The 25,416-nt window shown below is 74.7% G+C and carries 19 protein-coding genes; 6 read left to right on the forward strand and 13 right to left on the reverse strand.

The annotated features are described in order from the left end of the window. Window positions 1-163: 163 nt before the first annotated feature. Entirely contained in the window at window positions 164-2,554 is a 2,391-nt protein-coding gene (locus ACIGHB_RS27130) for a YfhO family protein (protein ID WP_399916530.1), read from the forward strand. On the opposite strand, the gene ACIGHB_RS27135 is transcribed toward ACIGHB_RS27130, so the two are convergent. The 5 genes from ACIGHB_RS27135 to ACIGHB_RS27155 form a co-directional block, all read right to left on the reverse strand. Then, window positions 2,479-3,879, reverse strand: coding sequence for a collagen-binding domain-containing protein (locus tag ACIGHB_RS27135; protein ID WP_399916532.1), 1,401 nt, complete (start codon window positions 3,877-3,879; stop codon window positions 2,479-2,481). The two genes, ACIGHB_RS27130 and ACIGHB_RS27135, sit on opposite strands and share 76 nt — an antisense overlap. A gap of 90 nt (window positions 3,880-3,969) precedes the next feature. Next, window positions 3,970-4,362, reverse strand: coding sequence for a VOC family protein (locus ACIGHB_RS27140; protein WP_360314632.1), 393 nt, complete (start codon window positions 4,360-4,362; stop codon window positions 3,970-3,972). Window positions 4,363-4,419: 57 nt separating this feature from the next. After that, window positions 4,420-6,009, reverse strand: coding sequence for a protein kinase (locus ACIGHB_RS27145; RefSeq protein WP_399916534.1), 1,590 nt, complete (start codon window positions 6,007-6,009; stop codon window positions 4,420-4,422). Beyond that, window positions 6,006-6,581 (reverse strand): hypothetical protein, encoded by a 576-nt coding sequence (locus ACIGHB_RS27150; protein WP_399916536.1) that lies wholly within the window; start codon window positions 6,579-6,581, stop codon window positions 6,006-6,008. The genes ACIGHB_RS27145 and ACIGHB_RS27150 overlap by 4 nt, the downstream gene beginning before the upstream one ends. Window positions 6,582-6,641: 60 nt before the next feature. Continuing rightward, the gene (locus ACIGHB_RS27155; RefSeq protein WP_399916538.1) at window positions 6,642-8,699 is read right to left on the reverse strand and encodes an N-6 DNA methylase; all 2,058 of its coding nucleotides are present in this window, start codon (window positions 8,697-8,699) and stop codon (window positions 6,642-6,644) included. Between the two features lie 205 nt (window positions 8,700-8,904). Here ACIGHB_RS27155 and ACIGHB_RS27160 point away from each other — a divergent pair, with 205 nt between their 5' ends. Further along, window positions 8,905-9,621: a hypothetical protein gene (locus tag ACIGHB_RS27160; protein WP_360314640.1), complete on the forward strand. Its 717-nt coding sequence runs from the start codon at window positions 8,905-8,907 to the stop codon at window positions 9,619-9,621. Between the two features lie 3 nt (window positions 9,622-9,624). Here ACIGHB_RS27160 and ACIGHB_RS27165 read toward each other — a convergent pair whose 3' ends face one another. Together ACIGHB_RS27165 and ACIGHB_RS27170 are read right to left on the reverse strand one after the other, a co-directional pair. Beyond that, window positions 9,625-10,392 carry an HNH endonuclease family protein gene (locus ACIGHB_RS27165; RefSeq protein WP_399916541.1) on the reverse strand — a complete coding sequence of 256 codons (768 nt, stop codon included), beginning with the start codon at window positions 10,390-10,392 and terminating at the stop codon, window positions 9,625-9,627. A 42-nt stretch (window positions 10,393-10,434) separates the two neighbouring features. Continuing rightward, window positions 10,435-11,283, reverse strand: a complete 849-nt coding sequence (locus tag ACIGHB_RS27170; protein ID WP_399916543.1) for a hypothetical protein — start codon at window positions 11,281-11,283, stop codon at window positions 10,435-10,437. A 110-nt stretch (window positions 11,284-11,393) separates the two neighbouring features. Here ACIGHB_RS27170 and ACIGHB_RS27175 point away from each other — a divergent pair, with 110 nt between their 5' ends. Further along, complete coding sequence (locus ACIGHB_RS27175) at window positions 11,394-11,963, forward strand: TetR/AcrR family transcriptional regulator (RefSeq protein ID WP_399916545.1); 570 nt, start codon at window positions 11,394-11,396, stop codon at window positions 11,961-11,963. A gap of 40 nt (window positions 11,964-12,003) precedes the next feature. Here ACIGHB_RS27175 and mfd read toward each other — a convergent pair whose 3' ends face one another. After that, entirely contained in the window at window positions 12,004-15,531 is a 3,528-nt protein-coding gene (mfd, locus tag ACIGHB_RS27180) for a transcription-repair coupling factor (RefSeq protein ID WP_399916547.1), read from the reverse strand. Window positions 15,532-15,801: 270 nt separating this feature from the next. On the opposite strand from mfd, the gene ACIGHB_RS27185 reads away from it, so the two are divergent. Together ACIGHB_RS27185 and ACIGHB_RS27190 are read left to right on the forward strand one after the other, a co-directional pair. Next, on the forward strand, window positions 15,802-16,047 hold the full coding sequence (locus ACIGHB_RS27185; RefSeq protein ID WP_391082376.1) for a type II toxin-antitoxin system prevent-host-death family antitoxin: 246 nt from the start codon (window positions 15,802-15,804) through the stop codon (window positions 16,045-16,047). Beyond that, the gene (locus ACIGHB_RS27190) at window positions 16,044-16,412 is read left to right on the forward strand and encodes a type II toxin-antitoxin system VapC family toxin (RefSeq protein ID WP_360314650.1); all 369 of its coding nucleotides are present in this window, start codon (window positions 16,044-16,046) and stop codon (window positions 16,410-16,412) included. Before ACIGHB_RS27185 ends, ACIGHB_RS27190 begins: the two co-directional genes overlap by 4 nt. Window positions 16,413-16,471: 59 nt before the next feature. Here ACIGHB_RS27190 and ACIGHB_RS27195 read toward each other — a convergent pair whose 3' ends face one another. Next, the gene (locus tag ACIGHB_RS27195; RefSeq protein ID WP_399916549.1) at window positions 16,472-19,045 is read right to left on the reverse strand and encodes an ABC transporter permease; all 2,574 of its coding nucleotides are present in this window, start codon (window positions 19,043-19,045) and stop codon (window positions 16,472-16,474) included. Then, the gene (locus ACIGHB_RS27200; protein ID WP_360314654.1) at window positions 19,042-19,830 is read right to left on the reverse strand and encodes an ABC transporter ATP-binding protein; all 789 of its coding nucleotides are present in this window, start codon (window positions 19,828-19,830) and stop codon (window positions 19,042-19,044) included. The genes ACIGHB_RS27195 and ACIGHB_RS27200 overlap by 4 nt, the downstream gene beginning before the upstream one ends. A gap of 212 nt (window positions 19,831-20,042) precedes the next feature. Between ACIGHB_RS27200 and ACIGHB_RS27205 the strand changes: the two genes are divergently transcribed. Then, complete coding sequence (locus tag ACIGHB_RS27205) at window positions 20,043-21,551, forward strand: MFS transporter (protein WP_399916552.1); 1,509 nt, start codon at window positions 20,043-20,045, stop codon at window positions 21,549-21,551. Between the two features lie 115 nt (window positions 21,552-21,666). Here ACIGHB_RS27205 and ACIGHB_RS27210 read toward each other — a convergent pair whose 3' ends face one another. Genes ACIGHB_RS27210 through ACIGHB_RS27220 form a run of 3 tightly spaced genes read right to left on the reverse strand, consistent with a single transcriptional unit; the run spans window position 21,667 to window position 25,333 of the window. Next, window positions 21,667-23,901 carry an FG-GAP-like repeat-containing protein gene (locus tag ACIGHB_RS27210; protein ID WP_399916554.1) on the reverse strand — a complete coding sequence of 745 codons (2,235 nt, stop codon included), beginning with the start codon at window positions 23,899-23,901 and terminating at the stop codon, window positions 21,667-21,669. A gap of 51 nt (window positions 23,902-23,952) precedes the next feature. Then, a complete protein-coding gene (locus ACIGHB_RS27215; RefSeq protein WP_399916556.1) occupies window positions 23,953-24,330 on the reverse strand; it encodes a VOC family protein in 378 nt (125 codons plus the stop codon). Between the two features lie 10 nt (window positions 24,331-24,340). Further along, the gene (locus tag ACIGHB_RS27220; protein WP_399916558.1) at window positions 24,341-25,333 is read right to left on the reverse strand and encodes a cellulose-binding protein; all 993 of its coding nucleotides are present in this window, start codon (window positions 25,331-25,333) and stop codon (window positions 24,341-24,343) included. Window positions 25,334-25,416 lie beyond the last annotated feature (83 nt).

A 25,416-nucleotide genomic window follows, 5' to 3' on the forward strand; every position in this document is an offset into this window, starting at 1 on the left:
GCGACCATTGCGTGAACTGCCCCGCGGAGACCGCGCTCCGCCCCTCCGCCGCTGCGATATTCGAACCGCCATGCGACCTGCTCCTCGAACCGCCCCGCGAACCGCCCCGCCTCCCGCGCCTCCGCCGGAACCGGACCCGGCCCAGGCCCCGGCCCCGGCCCCCGTGTCCCCGCGCCGCGCCACGGCCGCCGCCTGCGCCCTGGCCGGGCTGCTCGCCCTCGCCGCCGTCTGCGCCGGCGACGCGGTGGCCCGGACCTTCCCCTTCGGCCCGCGCCACCGCTCGGTGAACGACCTGGCGAACCAGTTCGTCCCCTTCCACGCCCACCTGTGGGACCTGCTGCACGGCCGCGCCGACGGCGGACTCCTCCTGAACTGGCGGGCCGGCCTGGGCACGAGCTTCCTCCCCGACTACGGCACCTACCTGTCGAGCCCCCTCGCCCCGCTGGTGGCGCTCGCCCCGCGCGCGGACATCGAGTACGCCGTCTACGCCCTGACCCTCCTGAAGACGGCCCTGGCGGCGGCCGCGACCACGCTCCTCCTGCGCCGGATCTCCGCCACGCCCGCCCCCTGGTGGCCGGCCGTGCTCGGCGCCGGGTACGCCCTGTGCGGCTGGTCGCTCGTGGAGGGCACCTACAACCCGATGTGGCTGGACGGCCTGATCGCCTTCCCGCTGCTCTGCCTGGTCGCGGAGTGGGCCCGCGAGGGCGCCCGCCCCCTGCTGTCCGTCCTGACGGTCGCGGTCTGCTGGACGGCGAACTTCTACACGGCGTACATGGCGACCCTCGGCGCCGGCCTCTTCCTCCTCGCGCGCCTGGCGACGGCCGGCCCCCGCGAGGTCCCGGTGCCGCGCGTGCTGCTCCGGGCGGCCGGATCCGTGCTGCTCGGGGTGGGGCTGGCCGGGCCCGTGCTCGCCCCCGTCCTCCTGTCGACCCGGCAGGCGCACCCGGGCGTCGTCCGGGAGTTCGAGGCGGCGGGCGTGGCCGACGCGCTGGCGCGGCTGCTGCCGGGCACGTACGGCTTCTCCACCCCGGCCGCGTTCGTCGCCGCGCCGGTGCTGCTGCTCGCGGCGACGCTCGCCTTCCGGCGCGAGGTCCCGGGCCGGGACCGCCTGGTGTGGACCGGCCTCGTCCTCGCCGTGGCAGCCTCCTTCCAGTGGGGCCCGACGCACCTGGTGTGGCACCTCTTCGCCACGCCCAACGGCAGCCCCTACCGCCAGACCTTCGTCCTCGCCGGCCTGCTGGTGATCGCCGCCCACGCCGGTCTCGCCCACGGCCCGCCCGGCCGCCGCCCGCTCGCGGCGGGCGGCGCCGTGGTCCTCGCGCTCACGGCCGCCGCCCTCCCCAGCGAGCTCGCCACCCGCCCCGCGCTGCTCCTCGCGGTCGCCGGAACGGCCGCCGTGGCGGGCGCCCTCGCACTCCCCCGGCGCCGCCGGTACGCCGTCCTCACCGCCCTGCTCGTCACCGGAACGCTCCTCGGCCAGGCCGCCGCGACGACGGCGTACGCGGACCGCGCGCGCCCCGCCCACCTCGACGACTACCCGCCGTACGGCCCCCGCCAGGAACAGCGCGCGGCGGCCCTCGCGGCGGCCGGCGGCTGGCCCGCGTACCGCACCGACTCCGGCCTCCCGCGCGTCGCGGGCAACGACCCGCTCCTCCTCGGCGGCCAGGGCGCCGCCTACTACAGCAGCCACACCCCCGCCGTCCTCACCGGCCTCCTGACCGCCCTCGGCGGCGGCTGGACGTCCCGCGGCCGCAACCTCCAGAGCCTCGACAACCCGGTCACGGACGCCCTGTTCGCGGTCGGGGCCCGGTGGCGGGACGGCGAGGTCGCGCGGACCGGGCCGGGGCTGCCGCTCGTGACGGTACGGCCGCCGGGCGCCGCGCCCGCCCTCGGCCCGGACCCCTTCCGCAACCAGGAACTCCTCCTCGGCGCCGGGGTGTACAGCCGCCCCGCCGCGTCCGGGTCCTGCCCGGTGGGCACGGAGGTCTTCCTCTGGGCCCCGGAGCGCACGGGCGAGGCCCGGCCGGTCTCCGGCCCGCCCGTCCGCCTCCTGGGCGGCGGCCCCCGGCGCCGGGCGGCGATGACCTCCCTGGGCACCCAGTCCGTCCCGGACGCCCGCCCCGGCGTGCCCCCGGGCAAGGGCCCGGCCGAGCTCCGCTGCCTGCACCACGACCGCCTCCGGGCCGCGGTGACCGCCCTGCGGGACCGGTCCGCCGTCTCCGTCCGGACCACGGCGACGGGCCTCACCGCCCGCCTGCCCGGCGGCGCGGCCGGCACGGCGGTCGTCGCCGCCCCCGCGATCCCCGGCTGGAGCTGCCAGGGCCGCGAGCCCGAGCCCTACGCGGGCCTGCTCGCCGTACGGGTCACGGGGACGGCCACCGTGAGCTGCGCCTTCCGTCCACCGGGCCTCACCGCCGGACTGGCGGCGGCGGGGGTCTCGGTCCTGGTCCTGCTGGGCGCGGGGGCGGCGGGGCGGGCTCAGCGCCTCCGGAAGCGCCGGACCAGCAGCAGCCCGCCCGCCGCGCACAGCAGGCCGAGCACGGCCGAGGCGTAGACGACGGGGCTCGTACCGCTGTCGGCCAGCTCGTCGTCGCCGTAGCCGCCCGGCTCGGTGGCGGACGGCTCCGGGGACGGTTCGGTCGTGGACGGCTCCGGGGCGGGCTCCGTCGTGGACGGCTCGGGGGACGGCTCCGTCGTGGAGGGGGACGGCGTGGGTTCGCTGGTGGACGGCGACGGGGTCGGCTCGCTCGTGGACGGCGACGGGGTCGGCTCCGACGTCGAGGGGGACGGCGTGGGCTCCGACGTCGACGGGGACGGCGTCGGGGTCGGGCCGTCCTCGCAGCCGAGGTCCGCCGCGAAGGGGCGGTAGTGGATCTCGCCGGCGTTGACGTCGGCCGCGCGCGTCGCGTCCAGGGGGCCCGCCGTGAGCGCCTTCGCGACGACGTCGCCCTCGATGTTGGCCGGGTCGAGGTCGGTGACGTGCGCGCGGGGCGCGTAGATCGTGCCCTCGACGGAGTCGCCGGTGGCGATCGTGATCGCGGTCGCGTCGGAGAAGTTCCAGAGGATGAAGGGCGCGTCGTCGGCGCTCACCCCCGCCAGGTTGGGCACGTCCCAGGTGAACACCCCGCCGGTGGCCGTCGTGTCCACGTCGATGACGAGGGGGCCGGAGGCGGTCGGGCGGTCGAGGAAGGTGAGTTCGGAGAGGGCGTTCAGCTCGTCGCCGGTCAGCTTGAGGACGTTGGTGCGGGTGCCGTCGAGGGTGATCCTGCCCGGGTCCTGGACCTCGACGTTCGCCGTGCACGTCGCCAGCGCGTCGGCGCGGTCGCGGTAGGTGGCGAAGAGGCCGGTGAAGTCCATGAGGCCGGGGTGGGGTCCGACGGAGAGGGCCGGCTGTTCGACGGTCAGTTCGATGCGGGGGGTGGAGTTGTGGCCCTGGGCGGCGGCGACGACCTGGGTCTTCACCGTGGCGCTGTTGGCGTCCTGGGTGACGACCCCGCTGCCCGTCAGGTCGCCGATCTTGAGGTAGCCGTCCTGGAGGACCTTGAGGACGCCGACGGGGCTGCTGCCCTCGTAGTCGATCCGGCCGCCGACGAGCAGCGCCGTCGGCTCCTGGTCGTCGCCGACCGAGAAGGTACCGGGGTCGTGGAGCGCCACGTTGTACCCGGCGCCGTAGGAGAGGTCGCCGCCGATCGCGACGGGCCCCTCGGACTCGGTGGAGCCGAGGAGCGCGTCGGTCTCGACGACCACGCCGAAGCCGTTGTTGCCGGAGACGGGGTTACCGACGTCGACGGTGGCGGCGACGGCGGGGTGGACGCCGGCGGCGAGCGTGGCGGCGACGGTGGAGGCGGCGATCCCGAGGAGCGAGTACGGCTTCTTCATACGAGCAGACTGCGCCGCTCGCGCCACCGGACTCCTCTGACACGCCCGGCCCCACCGTCGAATGCAGTAGCGGAAACCCGGCCGCCCGCGCTACGGACGCGCGTACGGGACCGTCATGATCTCCATGTTGTGCCCGTCCGGGTCGGCGAAGTACGCGCCCCGGCCGCCGAACAGGGTGTTCACCTCGTGCGGCTGCCGGTGGGCCGGGTCCGCGTAGTAGGTGACCCCGGCCGCCTCCAGGCGGCCGATCATCGCGTCGAAGTCCTCGTCACGGACGAGGAAGGCGTAGTGCTGGTCCTGGATGGGCCCTTCGGACGCCTGGTAGAAGTCGAGCGTCACGCCGTTGGCGAGGTCGACGGGGAGGAAGGGCCCGAAGGGGGCGCCCACCTGGAGGCCGAGGACGCCGGCGAGGAAGTGGGCGGAGGCGGAGCGGTCGGAGGAGTAGACGACGGTGTGGTTGAGCTGGACGGAAGGAAGTGTCACGGTTCCGACCGTACGCGACGCCGTCCGTCCGCGCCCACCCCATATCGGCCGGAACGGTCAGGAGCGGCGGCCGAGTTGGCGCTGGTGCTCCAGGGCGCGCCGCAGCTCGGCCGCGAGCGGGTGGTAGGGGCCGTACAGCCGCTCCGCGTCGGTCAGGAGCCGGTGCAGCTCGGCCTGGCCCTCCGCGTGCCGCCCGGTCGCGACCAGCAGCAGGCCGGTGCGGCGGCGGATGTCGAAGGCCCGGCCGGGGTCCTGCGCGGGGCCCTGCTCGAAGGCGGGGAGGACCGCGCGGAAGGCGGCGAGGGCGTCGGCGGTCTCGCCGAGCTGCTCCAGGCAGAGCGCGATGTCGTAGCGGAACTGGGCGTTGCCGGGGTCGTCGGCGGAGAGCCGGCGCAACTCGGGCAGGGCGCGCCGGTACTGCCCGTCGTCGAGGAGCGTGGAGGCGTACTGCTTGCGCAGGATCCGGACGACCGGTGAGTCCTCGCCGTGTTCGGCGGCGGCGGCCGGGAGGATCCCGCCGAGCATGTCGACGGCCTGGGTGAGGGCGCCCTCGCCGAGGAGCCGCTTCACCTCCTCCACGGCACCGGCCACGTCCGCGCCCCGGGGCGCGTGGGCGGGCACCGGGGGCGCGTACCGGGGCGGGTGCGGGGCGGGAGGCGGGGGCGGGGCCGGGGCCTGCGCGGGGACGGCGACCCGGGGGTCGGTGACCACGGCGGGGCGGGGGGCGGCCTGGCGGGGCGCGGCGGGCCAGGGGGCGTGCGGGCGGAGGAAGGGGCGGGTGGGGTCCATGGGGCCCGAGGGGGTGCCGCGCCCGGGGAGCAGCGGCAGCAGCGCCTCGTACACCTCGTGGGCGCCGGAGGGGCGGTCGGCCGGGTCCTTGGCGAGGAGGCGCAGGACGAGGGTCTCCAGGGCGGCGGGGACCTCGGGGCGCACCTGGCGGAGCGGGAGGGGTGCCTCGTGGAGGTGGCGGTGGAGGACGCCGAGGGCGGTGGAGCCGGCGAAGGGCACGTTCCCGGAGAGGAGTTCGTGGAGCAGGACGCCGAGCGCGTACAGGTCGGTCCGGGGGCCGACGGCGCCGCCCATGGCCTGCTCGGGCGCCATGTAGGCGGGGCTGCCGATGGGTTCGCCGGTGTGGGTGAGGCGGGTGGTGTCGGTGTCGAGGACGGAGGCGACGCCGAGGTCGAGGACGGTGACGGTGCCGTCGGGGCGGACCATCACGTTCCGGGGCTTGAGGTCGCGGTGGACGATGGGCACCGCGTGGACGGCGGCGAGCACCGCGCACAGCTGGGCGGCGACGCAGACGGCCCACTCCCACGGGTAGGGGTCGTGCTCGGCGAGGTGGTCGGAGAGGTCGGCGCCGTCGAGGTACTGCATGACGAGGTACAGGTCGTCGGCGTCGCTTCCGGCGTCGTGGACGGTGACGAGGCCGGGGTGGTCGACGTGGGCGGTGACCCGGCATTCGCGGACGAAGCGGCGGCGCAGTTCGTCGGCGGCGGTGGCGGGGCCGGTGAGGGCGGCGGGGCTGAGGAGCTTCACGGCGACCCGGCGGTCGAGGCGGGTGTCGTACGCGGTCCACACCTGGCCCATGCCGCCCTGGCCGATGACGGTGGCGAGCTCGTACCGGCCGCCGACGACCCGGCCGTTCACTTGTCGCCGTCCTTGCGGAGGAGGTCGCTGAGCTCGTCCAGTTCGGCGCGGACCTGGTCGATGCGGGGGGAGGGCGGGGGCGTGGGGGTGTTCAGGGGGGCCGGGCCCTGCGGCGCGTACGGGTTCGGGCCGGGGACGGTGACGGCCGTCGCCGGGTTCACGGGCGGGTAGCCGTACGCGGGCGGGTGCCCCGGCGCGGTCGCGTGGGGCGGGGCGTACGGGCCCGGCGCCGGCGCCGCGCGGTGGTGCCTGATGTCGGCGGCCAGGTAGTGCCAGGTCACGGCGGCGGCCATGACGAGGATCAGGGCCGCACCGACGTTGACCTGCCAGGAGTTCTGGTCGTCCTCCTGGAGGAGGACGAAGCAGCCGATGGTGGCGGCCACCTGGGTCCAGAAGAGCACCCAGTCGAGGACGGTCCTGCGCATGATCGCGAGGCGGAGCATCGCCACCCAGGCGAGGAAGCCGAGGGAGAGCACGACCGCCGCCGCCACGAGCACGCGGACGGCGACGGTGCCGGCGGACGGGCCGCCGCCCGGTCTCGGCGCGGGAGCGGCGGGCATCTGTCCGTACATGCGAATTCCCCCCAGGGACGGCTGTTCAGGCTACGAGATTAGCCCTGCCCGGCGCGGGTCTCACCCCGGCTGGACGCTTCCGTCCGCGAGCCCGTCGTAGAGGCCCTGGACCAGTTGTTCGCCGAGCCGGGCGGTGAGCCGCAGGGCCTCCTCGAAGGCGGCGAGGGAGCGGTAGCGCTCGCCGTGCCTGCGCTGGTCGGCGAGGGGGAGCCGGGGCAGCTGGAGGCGGCGGACGTCGAGCCGGGTGGCGGTCGAGGCGAAGCTGCTGGCCTGCCGGTTGTTGGCGGTGCCGCGCAGGAAGCCGGCGAGGAACCAGGGGTCGAGGGCGTCCGGGTCGGGGCGGAGCAGCTGGAGGCTGCGGCCGAGGGCGGCGCCGGCGGTGGCGGCGTCGACGACGCGGGCGGAGGGGCCGCCGCCGAGGACGGGGACGACGACGTCGCCCTCGCGGACGAGGACGGGGTCCTCGGCCGGGCCGTCGGCGGCTTCCGGGAGGGTGCCGGAGGGGGCTCCGCCGGTGAGGACGTCGTGCTCGGTGAGGACGGGGACCTCGCGGCCGGCGGGGGCGGTGCCCTGGCCGCCGGTGCGGAGCTGGAGGGCGCCGGTGCGGGCGAGTTCGCCGACGGTGGTGAGCGGGCGGGGCGCGGGGCGGGCGGGCTCGGGGGCGGGGGCGAGGGTGAGGGTGCGGCGCAGGGTGGCGTCCAGGCGCTCGCGGACGGCGGCGAGTTCGGCGGCGGAGCCGCCGGCGTCGGGGGCGGTGAGGTAGCGGGCGGGGGCGAGGTCGACCTCGTCGTCGAGGAGGTCGATGACGGGGACCGCGCGGGCGAGGGTGTCGTCGCCGGCGCGGCCGGCCCAGGCGTCGAGGACCGCGTTCTGCAGGGCGGTCCAGGGGAGCTTGTCGCGGCCCGCGTCGGGCACGAGTCCGGCGGTGTCGACGAAGAGGGCCTCGGCCCGGGGGCGGCGGTCGGCGGCGGGGCGGACCAGGACCCAGAGGTGGAGCGGGATGCCGTACGGGGGCGCGGCGCCGGCCGGGAGGGCGACGACGGCCCGCAGGGCGCCGCGGCGCAGCAGGTCGGCGCGGATGCGGCGGCCGGAGCGGCGGGAGGCGACGGCGGGGGGCATGAGGAGGACGGCGGTGCCGCCGTCGCGGAGCCGGGCCAGGGCGTGCTGGACCCAGGCGAGCTCGGACTCGGTGCGGGCGGGGAAGCCGTACTCCCAGCGGGGGTCGTAGGCGAGTTCGTCGTGGCCCCAGGCGCGCTCGTTGAACGGCGGGTGGGCGAGGACCGTGTCGGCGCGCAGCTCGGGGAAGGCGTCGGCGCGGAGGGTGTCGCCGGCGGCGGAGCGGATGTCGGCGTCGCCGTGGAGGGCGAGGCGGAGCGCGGAGAGCGCGGCCAGGCCGGGGTCGGCGTCCTGGACGGCGAGGACGGCGGGGTGGGCGGCGGCGCGGAGGAGGCCGCCGGTGCCGGAGGCCGGGTCGAGGAGGACGCCCGCGGGCGGGTCGCCCGCGGTCGCGGTGGCGGCGGCGGCGAGGGCGGCCATGAGCTCGGCGAGCGGCGGCGGGGTGAGCGTGTACTGGCGGGGGTTGGCGTCCAGGTGGCGGCCGAGGAGGAACTCGAACGCCTGCCGGGGGCCGCCGAGTTCGGCGGCGAGCTCGACGGCGGCGCGGAGCAGGGGCGCGGCGGGGGCGAGCTCGCCGGGGGTGGGGGTGGGGACGGCCCTGGGGATGCCGAAGCGGACGGTCAGGACCTCTTCGAGGGCGCCGGGCAGGGCCTCGGTGAAGCGCGGGTCGGGGAGGGCGGCGAGCGCGGCGAGGCCAGGGGGCCGCTCGCGCAGGAGCAGCAGGACGCAGCCGGTGTGGACGAGGCCGGTGAGGGTGCCCGCGGGGTGGCCGGCGAGCTGCTGCCAGACGCGCTCGCGGAGCGGGACCTCGGCGAGCTTGCCCTGTGCGCGGAGCCACCGCTCGACCTCGGCGAGGGAGAAGGAGGGGCTGGTCTCGGTGCCGCCGACGGGCTTGGGGAAGTCGGTGTGGCGGCGGCGCCAGTTGCTGACGGCGGCCCTGCCGACGCCGGCGAGCCGGGCGATGCCGGCGGCGGTGACCTCTGTTGCGCTGTCCTCGGGCACCTGCACCCTCCGTCCTCCCGCTCGTGTGACCGCGTGTGACGCGTACGCCTCGTGAACGACGAGCATACCGACCGAACGGGTTCACGGCGTGAGCCGAGTCGAACTCCGTGAACATGGTTGACTCGGTTCACAGACTCTGCTGTGATTACGACATCGAAACACGGAGTCCACAGGAATCCTCGACACCTGAAAGGTGTTCACAGCCATGTCGAAGTCTCAGACGCAGCGCAGCTGGTTCGCCCGCCACAAGGTCCTCACCGCCGCCGGCGCGGTCGTGGTCGTCGTCGCCGTCGGCGCCGCGATGGGCGGGGGCGGTGACGAGGGCGGCGCCGAGGCGAAGCCGTCGGCGACGGCGTCCTCGGGCGGGAAGGCGACGGAGTCCGGCGGCAAGGCGCCGGAGTCGAAGGCGCCGGAGAAGAAGGCCGTCACGATCGACGGGGACGGCGACTTCGAGGTCGGCTCCGACGTCAAGCCGGGCCTCTACCGCTCGACGGGCAACGAGGACGCGATGTGCTACTGGGAGCGGGCGAAGGACGCCACGGGCGAGGTCGACTCGATCCTCGCGAACGACAACGTGACCGGCACGGCCTACGTCGAGATCGGGAAGAGCGACAAGTTCTTCAAGTCCACGGGCTGCTCGACCTGGGAGGCCGTGGACCCGAAGGCCACCGGCACCCCCGGGAGCACCCTCAAGGGCGACGGCGGCATGTTCAAGGTCGGCGTCGACGTGGCCCCCGGCACCTACAAGTCCACGGGCAACAAGGACGCCGGGTGCTACTGGGAGCGTTCGAAGGACGCCGGCCACGGGGTGAACGGCATCCTGGCGAACGACAACGTGACCGGGACGGCCATCGTCAAGGTCTCCGCCAAGGACGGCTACTTCAAGTCCGTCGGCTGCGGCGACTGGACCAAGACGTCCTGACGGTCAGCCGCCGCACTGGCGGAGCATCGCCGTCCGGTCCGCGGCGGTCACCGCCAGCGCGTACTTCTCCGCCACCTGCGCGAAGCGGACCGCGTAGGCGCAGCGGACGGACCTGGCCGGCGGCAGCCAGGACGCCGGTCCCGAGTCGCCCTTGGCGGAGTTGGCGCGGCCCTGCACCGGCAGGAGGTTCAGCGGGTCGTTGGCGAGCCGCACGCGCTGCGCGGCCGGCCAGCGGGAGGCGCCCATCTGCCACGCGTAGGAGAGCGGGACGACGTGGTCGATCTGGACCTCGGCGGCCTTCTGCTTGCGCCAGTCGATGGTGGCGCCGGTGTACGGGTCGTCCAGCGTCATCGCCACGACGACGCAGTCCGAGCCGTCCCGGAAGCGCAGCTCGCGCCCGTCGCGGCGGAGCAGGTCGTTGCGGGTGTCGCAGCCGTTCCGGGCGAACGGCACGCCGTCGGCCTTGTCCAGCCAGGCGTGCCCGAACGCGTCGCGCGCGTATCCGGTGCGGGGCCCGCGCCCCTTGGTGGCGAGTGCGCCGATGAGCGTCCTGGCCCGGGCCCGTTCGTCCTCCGCCGTCACCGGCGCGAGGCCGGGCCGCGTGCCGTCCGGGTTCCGGAACGGGCTCGTGACGCGGGCGTCCGGAGCGGAGCCGCCGGACGACGACTCCTGGCCGCCGTCGCCGGGCAGGGTGCACCCGGAGAGCAGGACGAGCCCGGAGAGCAGGGCGGCGGGGACGGCGGCGGGGTGGAGCCTTCGGCGTATCAGCACCCGGGAATCTTAGGCATAAAGGAGCCGATAGTGATCATTTCGTCAGATCTTGCCGATCCCGAGCGTGTTCTCCGAAGGCAGCAGCCCCGAGCCGATGGCGGCGAGCCAGGGACCGCCGAGGAGTTCCGCGAGCCGCCCGGCGGAGTCGGGGCCGAGGGCGGCCCAGGGCGCGGCGGCGAGTTCGTCGGTACGCCGCTCGACCTCGGCCCGCAGCTCCCGCCCGGCCGGTGTGGCGGCGCCGTCGGCGTCGACCAGCCCGCGCGCGGCGAGGCGTTCCCGGGCGGCGGCCCACTCCTCCCCGCTCCAGCCCCGGCTCGCGAAGACGCCCTCGGGCGCGGCGCCGACGGCGGCGAACGACACCAGCGCCTCGACGGGGTCGAGCCCGGCGGTGAGCAGCGCGGCCACGTGCCCGTCGCCCCGGTGCTCGCGGAGCAGGGTCGCGGCCTGCCAGAGGACGAGGTGCGGCGCGTCGACCCAGGGCAGTTCGGCGTGGGCGGCGGCGAGCGGCCGGCCGGCGGTGTCCGCGGCCTCGGCGGCGCGGCGCGCGAGCGCGGCGGCCTCCCGGACCCCGGTGACGTCGAGCAGCGCCCGGTACGTCCGGTCCACCGCCCGCAGCCGCGCGGCGAGCACGTCGGCGGGCGCGGCGACCTCCCAGGCGGCGGGGACGTACCGGGCGACCATGGCCGGGCTGAAGCTGTAGAAGGCGGCGGCGACCCGGGCGGGCCCGGCGGGCCCCAGCGGGGCGGCCCGCCAGGCGAAGTAGGAGGGCCAGCGCTCGCCGGTGCCGTACCCGAGGGCGGCGGCCTCCTCGAAGGACTCGGGGGCGTAGTAGTGCAGGGCGTGCAGCGGTTCGAGCAGGTGCCACATCTGTCGTACGCGGGCGGTGTCCATGGGGACCTCCGGGACTTCCGGGACGGGCGAACACTCTCATCTATCCACTGACAAGATTGCGCCCGCCCCGGACAACTTGTCAATGACTAGATGAGGGCTAGGCTGCTGCCATGACACCTGGGAACACGGAGCGGAGCAGCTACCACCACGGCGGCCTGCGCCAGGCGGTCCTCGCGGCGGCCCTGGAGGTGATCGCGGCGGACGGCCCCGGCGCCCTCAGCCTGCGCGACCTGGCCCGCCGGGCCGGCGTCTCGCACGCCGCCCCCGCCCACCACTTCGGCGACCGGACCGGCCTGCTCACCGCCATCGCCGCCGAGGGCTTCGGCCTCCTCGCCGACGCGCTCGCGGGCGGCGCCGACCTCGCGGACCGGGGCCGCCGCTACGTCCGCTTCGCGGCCGGCCACCCGGCCCACTTCCAGGTCATGTTCGCCCCGGCGCTGCTGCGCGCGGACGACCCGGAGCTCACGGCGGCCCGCGAGCGGGCGGGCACCGAACTCCGCGCCGGTGTCGCCGCCCTGCCCGGCCGGGACGCCCGCGCCACCGGCATCGCCGCCTGGTCCCTGGCCCACGGCTTCGCCACGCTGTACCTCACGCACAACGTCGACGAGGCGGTGGGCGCCCTGCCCCCGGAGGAGTACTTCGCCTCGCTGACCGGCTTCCTCACCGACCCGGGGAAGTGAATCCGCGAGGGGGAGGAAGCGAACGGGCCCGGGAGAAGCGTCAGTCCAGGATCGTCGTCAGGAACTCCCCGGTCCACGCGAGGAGTTCCCGCCCGACGAGCGGCTTGCCGCCGATCGGGCGGGTGGCCGGGCGGGGCACCAGGATCTGGTGGACGGCCGGCTTGATCACCGACTTCGGGTGGAGCCGCTTCAGGCGCAGCTCCTGGGACTCGCGGAGCTCCACCGGCGCGAAGCGGATGTTCGGGCCCTGGAGGACGATCTCGGCCACCCCGCAGGCCCGGGCCAGCATCCGCAGCCCGGCCACCAGCAGCAGGTTCTCCACCGGCTCGGGCAGCTTGCCGTAGCGGTCGGTCAGCTCCTCCCGTACCGCCTTGACGTCCTCCTCCGAGTTCGCCGAGGCGATCGCCCGGTACGCCTGGAGGCGCAGCCGCTCGCCGGGCGCGTAGTCGTGCGGCACGTGCGCGTCGACCGGCAGCTCGATCTTGACCTCCAGCGGCGGCTCCTCCTCCACCCCTCCCTCCAGGGAGGCGCGGTAGTCCGCCACCGCCTCGCCGACCATCCGCACGTACAGGTCGAAGCCGACGCCCGCGATGTGGCCCGACTGCTCGCCGCCGAGCAGGTTGCCCGCGCCGCGGATCTCCAGGTCCTTCATGGCCACGTACATGCCCGCGCCCATCTCCGTGTGCTGGGCGATGGTCGCGAGGCGCTCGTGCGCGGTCTCGGTGAGCGGCTTCTCCGGCGGGTAGAGGAAGTAGGCGTAGCCGCGCTCCCGGCCGCGGCCGACCCGGCCGCGCAGCTGGTGCAGCTGCGACAGGCCGAAGTTGTCGCCGCGCTCCACGATCAGGGTGTTGGCGTTGGAGATGTCGATGCCGGACTCGACGATCGTCGTCGAGACGAGCACGTCGAACTTCTTCTCCCAGAAGTCGACGACGACCTGCTCCAGGGCGCTCTCGCTCATCTGGCCGTGGGCCGTCGCGATCCGCGCCTCGGGGACGATCTCACGCAGCCGGGCGGCCGCCCGGTCGATGGAGTCGACCCGGTTGTGGATGTAGAAGACCTGGCCCTCGCGCAGGAGTTCGCGGCGGATGGCCGCGCCGATCTGCTTCTCCTCGTACGGGCCGACGAAGGTGAGGACCGGGTGCCGCTCCTCCGGCGGGGTGGTGATGGTGGACATCTCGCGGATGCCGGTGACCGCCATCTCCAGCGTCCGGGGGATGGGGGTGGCGGACATGGTGAGGACGTCGACGTTGGCGCGGAGCTTCTTCAGCTGCTCCTTGTGCTCGACGCCGAAGCGCTGCTCCTCGTCGACGATGACCAGGCCGAGGTCCTTGAACTTGGTCTCGGAGGCGAAGAGGCGGTGGGTGCCGATGACGACGTCGACCGAGCCCTCGCGCAGCCCCTCCAGGGTGGCCTTGGCCTCGGTGTCGGTCTGGAAGCGGGAGAGGGCGCGGACGTTGACGGGGAACTGGCCGTACCGCTCGGAGAAGGTGCCGTAGTGCTGCTGCACGAGCAGCGTGGTCGGCACGAGCACGGCGACCTGCTTGCCGTCCTGGACCGCCTTGAACGCGGCGCGGACCGCGATCTCCGTCTTGCCGTAGCCGACGTCGCCGCAGATCAGCCGGTCCATCGGGACCGTCTTCTCCATGTCCTCCTTGACCTCGGCGATCGTGGAGAGCTGGTCGGGGGTCTCGGCGTAGGGGAAGGCGTCCTCCAGCTCGCGCTGCCAGGGGGTGTCGGGGCCGAAGGCGTGGCCGGGGGCGGCCATCCGGGCGCTGTACAGCTTGATGAGGTCGGCGGCGATCTCCTTGACCGCCTTCTTCGCCCGCTGCTTCGTCTTCGTCCAGTCGGCGCCGCCCAGCCGGTGCAGGGTGGGCGCCTCGCCGCCGACGTACTTGGTGACCTGCTCCAGCTGGTCGGTCGGGATGTACAGCCGGTCGCCGGGCTGGCCCCGCTTGGCGGGGGCGTACTCGACGAGCAGGTACTCGCGGGTGGCGCCCTGCACCGTGCGCTGCACCATCTCCAGGTAGCGGCCCACGCCGTGCTGCTCGTGCACGATGTAGTCGCCGACCTCCAGGGTCAGCGGGTCGATCGTCTTGCGCCGCTTGGCCGGCATCCGCTGGCCGTCCTTGCCCGCCGCCTTCTGGCCGGACAGGTCGGTCTCGGTCAGCACGGCGAGCTTCAGCGCCGGGTCCACGAACCCGAAGTCGATCGCGCCGCGGGCCACGTGCACGACGGCCGGGTCCACGTCCGTCAGATCGGGCGCCAGGCGGGCCGCGATGCCCTCGCCGCCCAGCACCTCGACGGTGCGGACGGCGGGCCCGTGGGCCTCCGTCACGTACACCGTCCGCCAGCCGTCGGCCAGCCAGCCCTTGGTGTCGGCGAGCGCGCGGGCGGTGTCGCCGCGGTACGTCTCCGGGGCGTGCATGCCCAGGGTGAGCGTGTCGGCCTCGTCGTCGGCGCCGGCCGCGAACGGCGACACCGACCACCACATCATCCCGAGCTCGCGCGCCCGGTCCCGTACGTCCGCGATCCCCCACAGGGAGGCCGCGCCGACGTCGATCGGCGCCTCGCCGCCGCCGGCGGTCGCCGCCCACGACGCCTGGAGGAACTCCTGGCTGGTGGCGACGAGGTCGGCGGCCCGGGTCCTGACCCGCTCGGGGTCGCAGACGACGGCCATCGCGCCGGCCGGGAGGACGTCGAGCAGCAGCTCCATGTCGTCCACGAGGACCGGGGCCAGGGACTCCATGCCCTCGACCGCGATCCCCTCGGCGATCTTGTTCAGCATCTCGCCGAGCTCCGGGTGCTCCTCGGCGAGGGCCGCGGCCCTCGCCCGCACCTCGGCGGTCAGCAGCAGCTCGCGGCAGGGCGGCGCCCACAGGCCGTGCTCGGCGACTTCGAGCGAGCGCTGGTCGGCGACCTTGAAGTAACGGATCTCCTCGACGTCGTCGCCCCAGAACTCGATCCGGAGCGGGTGCTCCTCGGTCGGCGGGAAGACGTCCAGGATGCCGCCGCGGACCGCGAACTCGCCGCGCTTCTCGACCAGCTCCACCCGGGAGTACGCGGCGGCCGCGAGCCCTTCGACGACGTCGTTCAGGTCCGCCGTCCGCCCGGTCCTGAGCGCCACGGGCTCCAGGTCCCCCAACCCCTTCACCTGCGGCTGGAGCACCGACCTGATCGGCGCGACGACCACGCTGACCGGGCCCGCGGCCGGGTCGTCCGGGCTGGGGTGGGCGAGCCGCCGCAGCACGGCGAGGCGGCGGCCGACGGTGTCCGAGCGGGGCGAGAGGCGCTCGTGCGGCAGGGTCTCCCAGGAGGGGTACTCGGCCACGGTGTCCGGGTCGAGGAGCGAGCGCAGCGCCGCCGCCAGGTCCTCGGCCTCCCGGCCGGTCGCCGTCACCGCGAGCACCGGCCGCCCCGCGTCGCGCGCCAGCGCGGCCACCGCGAAGGGCCGGGCCGCCGCGGGCCCGACCAGGTCCACGTGCGGCCGCTTCCCGTCGGACGCGGCCGCCACCGCCTCCGCGAGGGCCGTGTCCTTGACGACGAGGTCGAGCAGACCGTGCAGGCTCATGGAGCTTCCATCCCGGTACGTACGAGGGTGAACGAACAAGCGAACAAGCGGACGAGAGGACAAGCGGACGAACAGGCAACGCGAACGGCCCGACACGTCGCACGGGCCGGGGTCTCCACCCTACGACGCCACCCGCACCCCGTCGCGGGGGATCACCCCCACCCGGCGGGGTGAATCCCTCACTCCGGGGGGTGAACGCGGTGGCGGCCGATCGGGGGACGCCGATATCCTTAGTCCGGCACTTAGTCCACCTAGCTGTGAGAGGCCGCGATGGAAGCAGCCCGGCAGTACAACGTCCACGACGCGAAGACCCACTTCTCCAAGATCCTGGAGGCGGTCGCCACCGGGCAGGAAGTGATCATCAGCAAGGCCGGCGAGCCGGTCGCGAAGGTGGTCCCGCTCGCCGGGAAGGTCCACCGGACCGATTTCGGCTCCCTGCGGGGCCGGATCACGATCGCCGACGACTTCGACGAGCTCCCCGAGGGCTGGGACGAGACGTTCGGGACGGCCGAGTGAAACTCCTGCTCGACACGCACGTCGTCCTGTGGTGGCTCGAAGGAAGCCTCCCCGACGAGACCCGTGCACGGCTCGCCCACGAACGCTGGGTGTACATGAGCGCGGTCACGCCCTGGGAGATCTCCGTCAAACAGGCCACCGGCACGCTCGACGCCCCCGCCGACGTGGCCGAACGGGCGCGGGACACCCAGTTCCTCGCCCTCCCGATCACCGCCGAGCACGGCGTCCAGGCGGGTCTCCTCCCCCACCACCACCGCGACCCCTTCGACCGCATACTGATCGCCCAGGCCCGGACCGAAGGACTCACGCTCGTCACGCGGGACAAGAACATCCCCCTCTACGACGTGCCGGTGCTGTCCGTCTGAGCAGCCGTACGGCCCCGGAGCGGGAAGCGCTCCGGGGCCGTACGCGTCGGGCGGCGGGGTCAGTCGCTCGCGATCGCGTTCAGGACGTTCATGCGGCCCGCGCGGAAGGCGGGGACCAGGGCCGCGAAGAGGCCCACGAAGGCCGAGCCCACGAAGACCGTGAGGATCGTCGGCCACGGGATCTCCAGGACGCCGAAGCCCTCCAGGGCGAGCAGCTGCTGCGCCGCCGTGCCCCAGCCCATGCCCAGGCCGAGGCCGAGCAGGGCGCCGAAGAGGGCGATGACGACCGACTCCAGCCGGATCATCCTCCGCAGCTGGCGGCGGGAGAGCCCGATGGCCCGCATCAGACCGATCTCGCGGGTGCGCTCCACCACCGACAGGGCCAGCGTGTTCACCACGCCCAGGACGGCGACGACGATCGCCAGGGCCAGCAGGCCGTAGACGATGTTCAGGAGCTGGCCCACCTGCTTCTGGAGGGCCTCCTTGTAGTCGGCCTGGTTGGACACCTTGTACTGCGGGTACGGCGCCAGCGCCTCCTTCAGCGCCTCGTACGCCGCCTCCTCCTGCCCGTCCTTCGCGCTCGCGAGGAGCAGCGCGCTGGCCGGCATCCGCTCGGCCGGCAGATGGGCGCGGGCGGTGGTGACGTTCGTGTACATGGCGCCGTTGTCGACGTTCCCGCCGTCCACCGTGATCGCCGCGACCTTCAGCTTCGCCGTCGAGCCGTGCGCGAACGCGACCGTCAGGGTGTCGCCGACCTTCACGCCGTGCGCCGTCGCGTAGTCGCTGCCGACGGACATCGCGCCCGGGCCGTACGCGGCGGCCAGGTCACCGGAGGCGACCTCGCGCTTCAGGTCCCCCGGGTACGACGGCTCGGTCGCGGCCAGCCACTCCTTGGAGACCTTGCCGCGCCCGTCGGTGATCCGCACGTCGACGGGCCGGTACTCGGTGACGTGGTCGAGGCCCGCGACCTTCTCCACCGCCGCCTGCGCCTGCGGCACGATCGGCGCGCCCATCTGGTTCTGCACGATGTAGTCCGCGCCGACGGACCGGTCCAGCTCGTCGGTGGCCGAGGCCACCATGGAGGAGCCGACGACCGAGAGGCAGGCGACGAGCGCCAGGCCGATCATCAGGGCGGCGCCGGTCGCGCCGGTGCGGCGCGGGTTGCGGAGCGCGTTCCGCTCGGCCATCCGGCCGACCGGGCCGAACACCCGCAGGACGACGACGCCGAGGGCCCGGACGACCCCGCCCGCGAGGACCGGGCCGATCACGACGAAGCCGAGCAGCGACAGGACGACGCCGAGCCCCAGCCACAGGGAACCCGTGCCGGCCTTCTCCGCCTGCGTCGCCGCCCACAGCGCGCCGCCGCCGCCGAGCGTCAGCAGCAGACCGAGGGCGCCGCGGACCCGCCCGGCGCGCCCGTCGGCCGGGGTGCCGGCGTCGCGGAGGGCGGCCATCGGGGAGACCTTGCCGGCCCGGCGGGCCGGGACGTAGGCGGCGAGGACGGTGACGAACACGCCGAGGGCGAGGCCCACGACGGGCGTGGTCCAGGCGACCGTGAGGTCCCGGGTGGACAGGTCCATGCCCATGGTGGACATGAGCTTCATCAGCCCGACGGCGAGGCCGACACCCGCGGCGACGCCGGCGACCGAGCCGATCACGCCGAGCAGGACCGCCTCGACGAGCACCGAGCGGTTGATCTGCTTGCGGCTGGAGCCGATGGCCCGCAGCAGGCCGATCTCCCGGGTGCGCTGGGCGACCAGCATCGAGAAGGTGTTGACGATGAGGAAGATGCCGACGAGGAAGGCGATGCCGGCGAAGCCGAGCATCGCGTACTTCATGACGTCGAGGAAGCCGGCGACGTCCTCGCGGCCCGCGTCGGCCGTCTCGGCGGCGGTCTGGAGCTTGTACCCGTCCCCGAGGGCCGCGGCGACGTCCGCCTTCAGCGTCTCGTCGGTGACACCCGGCTTCCCGTCCACCATCACCTGGGTGAACAGGCCCTCCTTGCCGAGCAGTTCGCGCTGCGCGGTGGCGGTGTCGAAGTAGACGACGGTGGCGCCCGGGTTGGTGACCTTGAACTCGACGATGCCGGAGATCTTCGCGGTGTGGTCGCCCGTGGCGGAGATCGCGCGGAGGGGGGCGCCGAGCTTCAGGCCGTGCTTGTCGGCGGTGCCGCGGTCCACGACGACGTCGGTGGGGCCGCGCGGCTCGTGGCCCTCGGCCAGCTGGACCGAACGGAGCTCGTACGGGCTCCAGTTGGCGGCGATCGTCGGGGCGCCGCTGGTCGGGCCCACGTTCTTGTTCTTCGCGTCGACGACGGTGACGCCCATCGAGACGACCGAGCCCTGTGCCTCGGCGACGCCCTTCGCCTTCCGCACGTCCGCGACGACGGAGGCGGGGAAGGACTCGGGCCGGCCGGTGTCCGGGGTCTCGTCCTCCGGGTCGGCCGCCTTCGGGGAGACCGTGACGTCGGAGGCGGTGACGGCGAAGAGCTTGTCGAAGGTCGTGTTCATCGTGTCGGTGAAGACCAGCGTGCCCGACACGAACGCGACCGAGAGGAGCACGGCGACGGCGGAGAGCGCCATCCGGCCCTTGTGCGCGAGGAGGTTTCTCAGCGAGGCGCGGAAAACGGTCACGACGTCCGCCCGCGCGCGTCGAAGTCCTTCATGCGGTCGAGGACGGCCTCGGCCGTCGGCCGCTCCATCTCGTCCACGATCCGCCCGTCCGCCAGGTACAGCACCCGGTCCGCGTACGAGGCGGCGACCGGGTCGTGGGTGACCATGACGATCGTCTGCCCCAGCTCGTCCACCGACTGCCGCAGGAAGCCCAGGACTTCGGCGCCGGCCCGCGAGTCGAGGTTGCCGGTCGGCTCGTCCCCGAAGATGATCTCCGGCCGGGCGGCGAGCGCCCGCGCGACGGCGACCCGCTGCTGCTGGCCGCCGGACAGCTCGGCCGGCCGGTGCTTCAGCCGCCCGGCGAGCCCGACGGTGTCCACCACCCGGTCCAGCCACGCCCGGTCGGGCTTGCGGCCGGCGATGTCCATCGGCAGCGTGATGTTCTCCAGGGCGCTCAGCGTCGGCAGCAGGTTGAACGCCTGGAAGATGAAGCCGATCCGGTCCCGGCGCAGCTGGGTGAGCTTCTTGTCCTTGAGTCCGGTGATCTCGGTCTCGTCGATGAAGATCTGCCCGCCGGTGACGGTGTCGAGACCGGCGAGGCAGTGCATCAGGGTCGACTTGCCGGACCCCGAGGGGCCCATGATCGCGGTGAACTGGCCGCGGGCGATGTCCACGTCGACATGGTCCAGCGCGACGACCCGGGTCTCCCCCGAGCCGTACGCCTTGACGACCTGACGCGCCCGCGCGGCGACGGCCGTACGCCCTCCAGTACCCCCGTGCCTGGGGATGGTCACAGCCGTGGTCACGGTTCTCTCCTAGCAGTGGTGGTGGCAGTGGGTGGTGGCTTGTAAGAACAAGCTAAGAACCACCGCGGCCGGTTCTCGTCCTCCGCCGGGACGAGCGTCCCCTGGCTCGCATGAGGGAGGGTCCCCTAGGGGTTTCTCCACCCCCGGTCGGAGTGAGAGTCTGGCCCCGCACATTTAGGTGTACGAAGAAAGAAGAAGGGCGGGCCAGCAGGGTGACGGACGGCAGAACGGCCCCCACTCGGGCCACCACCGAGCCCACCCCCGCCGACCGCCGCGGCGCCGTCGTCGCCGCCCTCATGCTCTGCATGGCGCTGGCCGCCCTCGACGGCACCATCGTCGCCACCGCCGTCCCCCAGATCGTCGGCGACCTCGGCGGGCTCTCCGTCTTCTCCTGGCTCTTCTCCGGCTACCTCCTCGCCGTCACCGTCACCCTCCCCGTCTACGGCAAGCTCAGCGACACCTTCGGCCGCAAGCCCGTCCTCGTCGCCGGAACGATCCTCTTCCTCGCCGGCTCGCTGCTCTGCGCCGCCGCCTGGAACATGGCCGCCCTCATCGCCTTCCGCGTCGTCCAGGGCCTCGGCGGCGGCGCCCTCCAGGGCACCGTCCAGACGATCGCCGCCGACCTGTACCCGCTCAAGGAACGCCCCAGGATCCAGGCGAGGCTCTCCTCCGTCTGGGCCACCTCCGCCGTCGCCGGGCCCGCGGTCGGCGGCCTCCTCGCCGGGTACGCGGACTGGCGCTGGATCTTCCTGATCAACCTGCCGCTCGGCGGCCTCGCCCTCTGGCTGATCCTCCGCCACCTCAGGGAACCCGTAAGGGCCCCCCGTAAGGGGCCGGTCCGCATCGACTGGCCGGGCGCGCTCGGCGTCTTCGCGACCGGCGCCCTGCTGCTCACCGCCCTCGTGCAGGGCGGCGTCGCCTGGCCCTGGCTGTCGGCCCCGTCGCTGGGCCTGCTCGGCGGGGCGGCGCTGCTCGCCGCGGTCACCGTGGCCGTCGAACGCCGGGCGGCGGAGCCGATGATCCCCGGCTGGGTGTGGCGCCGTCGCACGATCGCGGCCGTGAACCTGGCCCTGGGCGCCCTCGGTCTCGTCATGGTCGCCCCGACCGTCTTCCTGCCGACGTACGCGCAGTCGGTGCTCGGCCTCGGCCCGATCGCGGCGGGCTTCGTCCTCTCCGCGTGGACGCTGAGCTGGCCGATCACGGCCGCGTTCTCGAACCGCGTCTACACCCGCATCGGCTTCCGCCTGACCGCCGTCCTCGGCATCTCGGGCGCCCTCGCCTGCCTCCTCGCCTTCCCGTTCCTCCCCTACCCGGGCGAACCCTGGCAGCCCGCTCTCGTGATGCTGCTGCTCGGCGGCTGCCTCGGCTTCTTCCAGCTGCCGCTGATGGTCGGCGTGCAGTCCACCGTCCCGTACGAGGAGCGCGGCACCACCACCGCGTCCGTCCTCTTCTGCCGCCAGGTCGGGCAGAGCGTCGGCGCGGCGGCCTTCGGCGCGGTCGCCAACGGCGTCCTCGCCGCGCGCCTCGGCTCGGACACGGACCTCGACTCGCTGGCCGGCTCGCTGACCGCCTCCGAGTCCACCCGCCGCGCGGTCGACGCGGCCGTCGACTGGGTCTACCTCGGCGCCGCGGCCGCCGCCGCCCTCGCCCTCCTGGCCCTCCTCACCCTGGCCCCGCGCCGCTTCCCGGTGCTGACGGAATCCGGCGAGGACGGGGCGTAGCGGAGCGCCGCCACCGGGCCGGGTGGCGGCGCTCCTCACGTCCCCGGCCCGGCGTGCCCGGGAGGACCGTGTGGGCGGAGTGCTCCCCGGCCCGAGGGGGCCGGTCGCGACCGGATCAGAACAGCTGGTCGTGACCGGTCGTCAGCTCGGTGCGCCGGCCCGCCGCGAACGGCGCCTTCCAGTCGCCCGTGCCCCGGTAGTACGACACCTGGTCGCCGTCCCCGGCCAGCAGGTCGGCCCGCCCGTCGCCGTCGGCGTCACCTATGCCGACGAGGTCCCGGAAGCCGCCCCAGCCCGCGCCGATCCTGGTGCGGGCGGCGAAGGTGCCGTCGCCCTTGGAGAGGTACAGCCACAGCACGCCGGCCTCGTCCCGGGCGACCAGGTCGCCCGCGCCCGCGCCGCCGAGGTTCCCGGCGGCGGTGATCTCGTTGTAGATCCCCCAGCCGCCGCCGATCCGCTTGCGGGCTGAGAACGGCGCCGTGGCGTTCCCCGTCGCCGGGTACAGCCACAGCACGCCCGTCTTGTCGGTGGCGACGAGGTCGGCGCGGCCGTCGCCGGTCAGGTCGGAGCCGCCGGCGAGCCTGTCGTACGCGTTCCATCCGCCGCCGATCCGGACGCGCGGGCGGAGCGGTTGGGCGAGGTCGCCGGCGCCCTGGTAGAGCCAGAGCACTCCGCTCGTGTCCCGGGCGACCACGTCGGCGAGCCGGGTACCGGCGACGTCGCCGACCGACTCCAGCCGGTCGAACGCCTGCCAGCCGGTGCCGAACACCGCCTCCCGCGGGGCGGTCGGGACGCCGGCGGCCGGGTCGGGGACGAGATCCAGGGCCCTGGCCCGCCCGCCGGCGTCCCGCACCAGCAGCTCGGGCGCGCCGTTGCCGTCGAAGTCGTGCGGGCCGGGGGTGCGGCGGACGGTGAAGGTGCCGGTGGCGCGGACCTCGTTGAGATGGTTGAACTGGTCCGCCTCGAACGTCCAGGTGTACGTGCCCGCCTCGGCGGGACGGCCCGGCGTGCCGAAGTCCTCCCCGTTCCAGCGGAAGCCGACCGCGTCGCTCCCCATCGGGCCGAGGTCGTGGATCACGACCGGCTCGTCGGAGCGGGGGCCGTCCGTGCGGGTGATCGTGACACGGGTGTGGTAGGTCCGCCCGGTCAGCTTCCACCGGAAGTCCGCCCCCTTCACCCGGTCCAGGTCGATCGAGGCGGGCACCTCCGCGCCGCCGTACACGAGGACCGTCGGCTCGCCGGTGGAGGCGACGAGCTCGGCGACGGGCAGCCCGTCCGAGCCGAGGGTGATCCGGTACAGCCCCTCGCCGTGCTCGACCGACCCGCCGCGGGCGAGGAGCGAGCCGTCGGGGCCGGGGACGAGCCAGCCCACCGTGTCCAGGACCCGGACGGGCTCCCCCGTCCCGTCGGCGCGCTCCGCCCGCAGCGGGGACCCCCCGACGGTGCCGGTGGAGGGCCGGGTGATCGAGCCGTGCACGAGCCAGCCGCCGAGGAGGGCGTACGGGTGGTAGGCCGCGACCGCGGTCCGCCGGACAGGCCCCGTCCCTCCGGCCCCCCGGGCGGCGACGGCCACGTGGCTCGGGTCCGCCGGGTCGGGCCAGGCGGCGTGCGTCGCGGAGACGGAGACGGGCGAGCTGTTGTGCGCGTTCTCGCGGGGGAAGTCGTCGGTGACCGCGCCGGACGGGACGTCGAGGACGCTGCGCGTGTACCGGACGGCACCCTCGGGCCCGGCCACCACGACGAGCACGGCCGAGTCGGCGGTGGTGTGCTCGACCCGGAAGCCGCGGTGGTCGGCGGGCAGGCCCGTGACCGGCCGCGACGTCGGACCGTCCGGTCCCGCGGTCACCAGCCGCCCCTCCACCGTCCCGTCCGCCTTCTTCACGGCGACGACGAGGGTCCGGCCCACGGCCCCCCGGTAGAGGTACTGCTCGCCGTCCTCGGCGAGCGCGTCGAGGTCGACCTCGTACGGCTCGTCGCCCGAGGCCAGGTCCTGGACCATGAGCACCCGGGCCTGCTCCATCACCGACGCGTTGTCGTCGGCCACCACCAGGACGTCCGACGCGCCGATGGCGTACCGCAGTCCCAGCCCGACCGGCAGCGTCCGCGAGACGCCCGTCGCGTAGGACGTCCAGCTCACCTCGTACGGGAGCCTGGTGAAGAAGCCCGCCGTCCCGCCCCCCAGCAGTTCGGCGTACCCCTTCGGGTACGGGACGGACGTCTCCCGCTCCTCCTGCGCGGCGAGCGGTGCCGCCGTCGCCGGGAGTGCGGTGAGTGCGCCGCCGGTGGCGGCGAGGACGACGGTGACGGCGGCGGCCGCGAGTCTGCGGGCGTGCGTGCGCGTACGGATCACGTGCTGGGTTCCCCTCCCCTTGAAGATCGGGAGAGTACCGCTCGCCGGAGCTCACGCCCGACGCGGGGTCCTGGGCGAGAGGCAGAAGGGGTGGCCGGCCGGGTCCAGGAGGACGCGCCACAGGTCGGGGCGGGGTTGGCCCGGCGGGACGGACGCGCCGAGGGCGGTCAGTTCGGCCACCGCCCCGTCGAGGTCGTCCACGTCGAAGTCCAGGTGGAGCTGGGGCGGGACCTCGCCGTCCGGCCAGGTCGGGGGGCGGTGGCCGGCGACCTTCTGGAAGCCGATGACGAGGCCGTGTTCGCCGACGAGGCCCGCGAAGTCGCCGCCGGAGCGCTCGTGCAGCGGCAGCCCCGTCGCCTTCCCGTAGAACGCGGCGAGGGCGAGCGGGTCGGGACAGTCGAGGTTCACGGCCGTCAGTCGCATCTGCATGCGCCGGAGCCTAGGCGCCGGATCCCGCCTCGGGCTCGGGCTTTTCCGCGTTCTCCGCTTTCTCCGCTTTCTCCGCGTTCTCCTCGGCCTCGGGCTCTTCCCCGGGCTCGGGGGTCTCGGCGTCGTCGGCGTCCTGCGTGGCCGCTGTCACCGGGCGGCCCGTCAGGGCGGCCAGGGAGTTGCGGATGTGGTCCATGTGGGAGTGGATCTCGTCGCGCGCCTCGTCGTGCTCGCGCAGCACCCGCTCCGTCTCGCGCTCGACGCGCTCGCTCTTCAGGCGGGCGCCCGCGAGCAGCTCCCCGGCCTTCGCGTCGGCGTCCTCCTGGCCGTGCCTCGCCTCCTCCTCCGTGCGGGCGAGGGCGCGGCGGGCCTCCTCCAGGCGCGCCTCGGCCGCCGCGAGCTGCTCGTCGTGGCGGTCGGCGAGCCCGGCGGCGTCCGCCGCGGCGGCGCGGTCCGCCTCGGCGCGGCGGGCGCCGTGCTCCTCGGCCTGCCGGGCCCGGAGTTCGGCCGCGCTGTGCTCGGTCTCCTCGTACGCCTCCGCCGCCGCCGTCCTGGCCCCGTCGGCGTCGCGGCGGGCGACCGTGCCGAGCTCGTCGGCCCGTTCGCGCGCGGTCTCCAGGGTCGCGCGGGCCTGCGCCTCGGCCGCGGCCCGTACCCCCTCCGCGTAGGCGGCGGCCGCCTCCCGCGACTCCCGGCCGGCCGCGTCGGCGGCCTCCGCGAGCGCCTGCGCCTCGGCCTCCGCCGCCCGCACCAGCCGCTCGTCCTCCTGCTCCGCCAGCTTCAGGATCTGCTGGGCCGCCTCGCCCAGCGCCTCGTACCGCTGCGGCTTCAGCGCCGCGACGGCCTCCCTCAGCGCGGCCAGCTCCGTTTCCAGCTCCCTGGCGAGGACGGTGAGCCGCGCGGCCCGCTCCCATCCCTCGTCGCGGTCCTCCGACAGCGCGGCGAGGTAGCGGTCGACCTGCTCCGGGCGGTACCCCCGACCCCGTCCGACGGCGAAACTCATCCCTGACGCCCCTTCCTCCGGTCCCCTCCAGGATGCGCCATAAGAACGGACAAAAGGCGCCCGACGTGATCACACATCGAGCG

It is taken from the genome of Streptomyces sp. NPDC085460 (assembly GCF_044541975.1).
Taxonomy (GTDB): domain Bacteria; phylum Actinomycetota; class Actinomycetes; order Streptomycetales; family Streptomycetaceae; genus Streptomyces.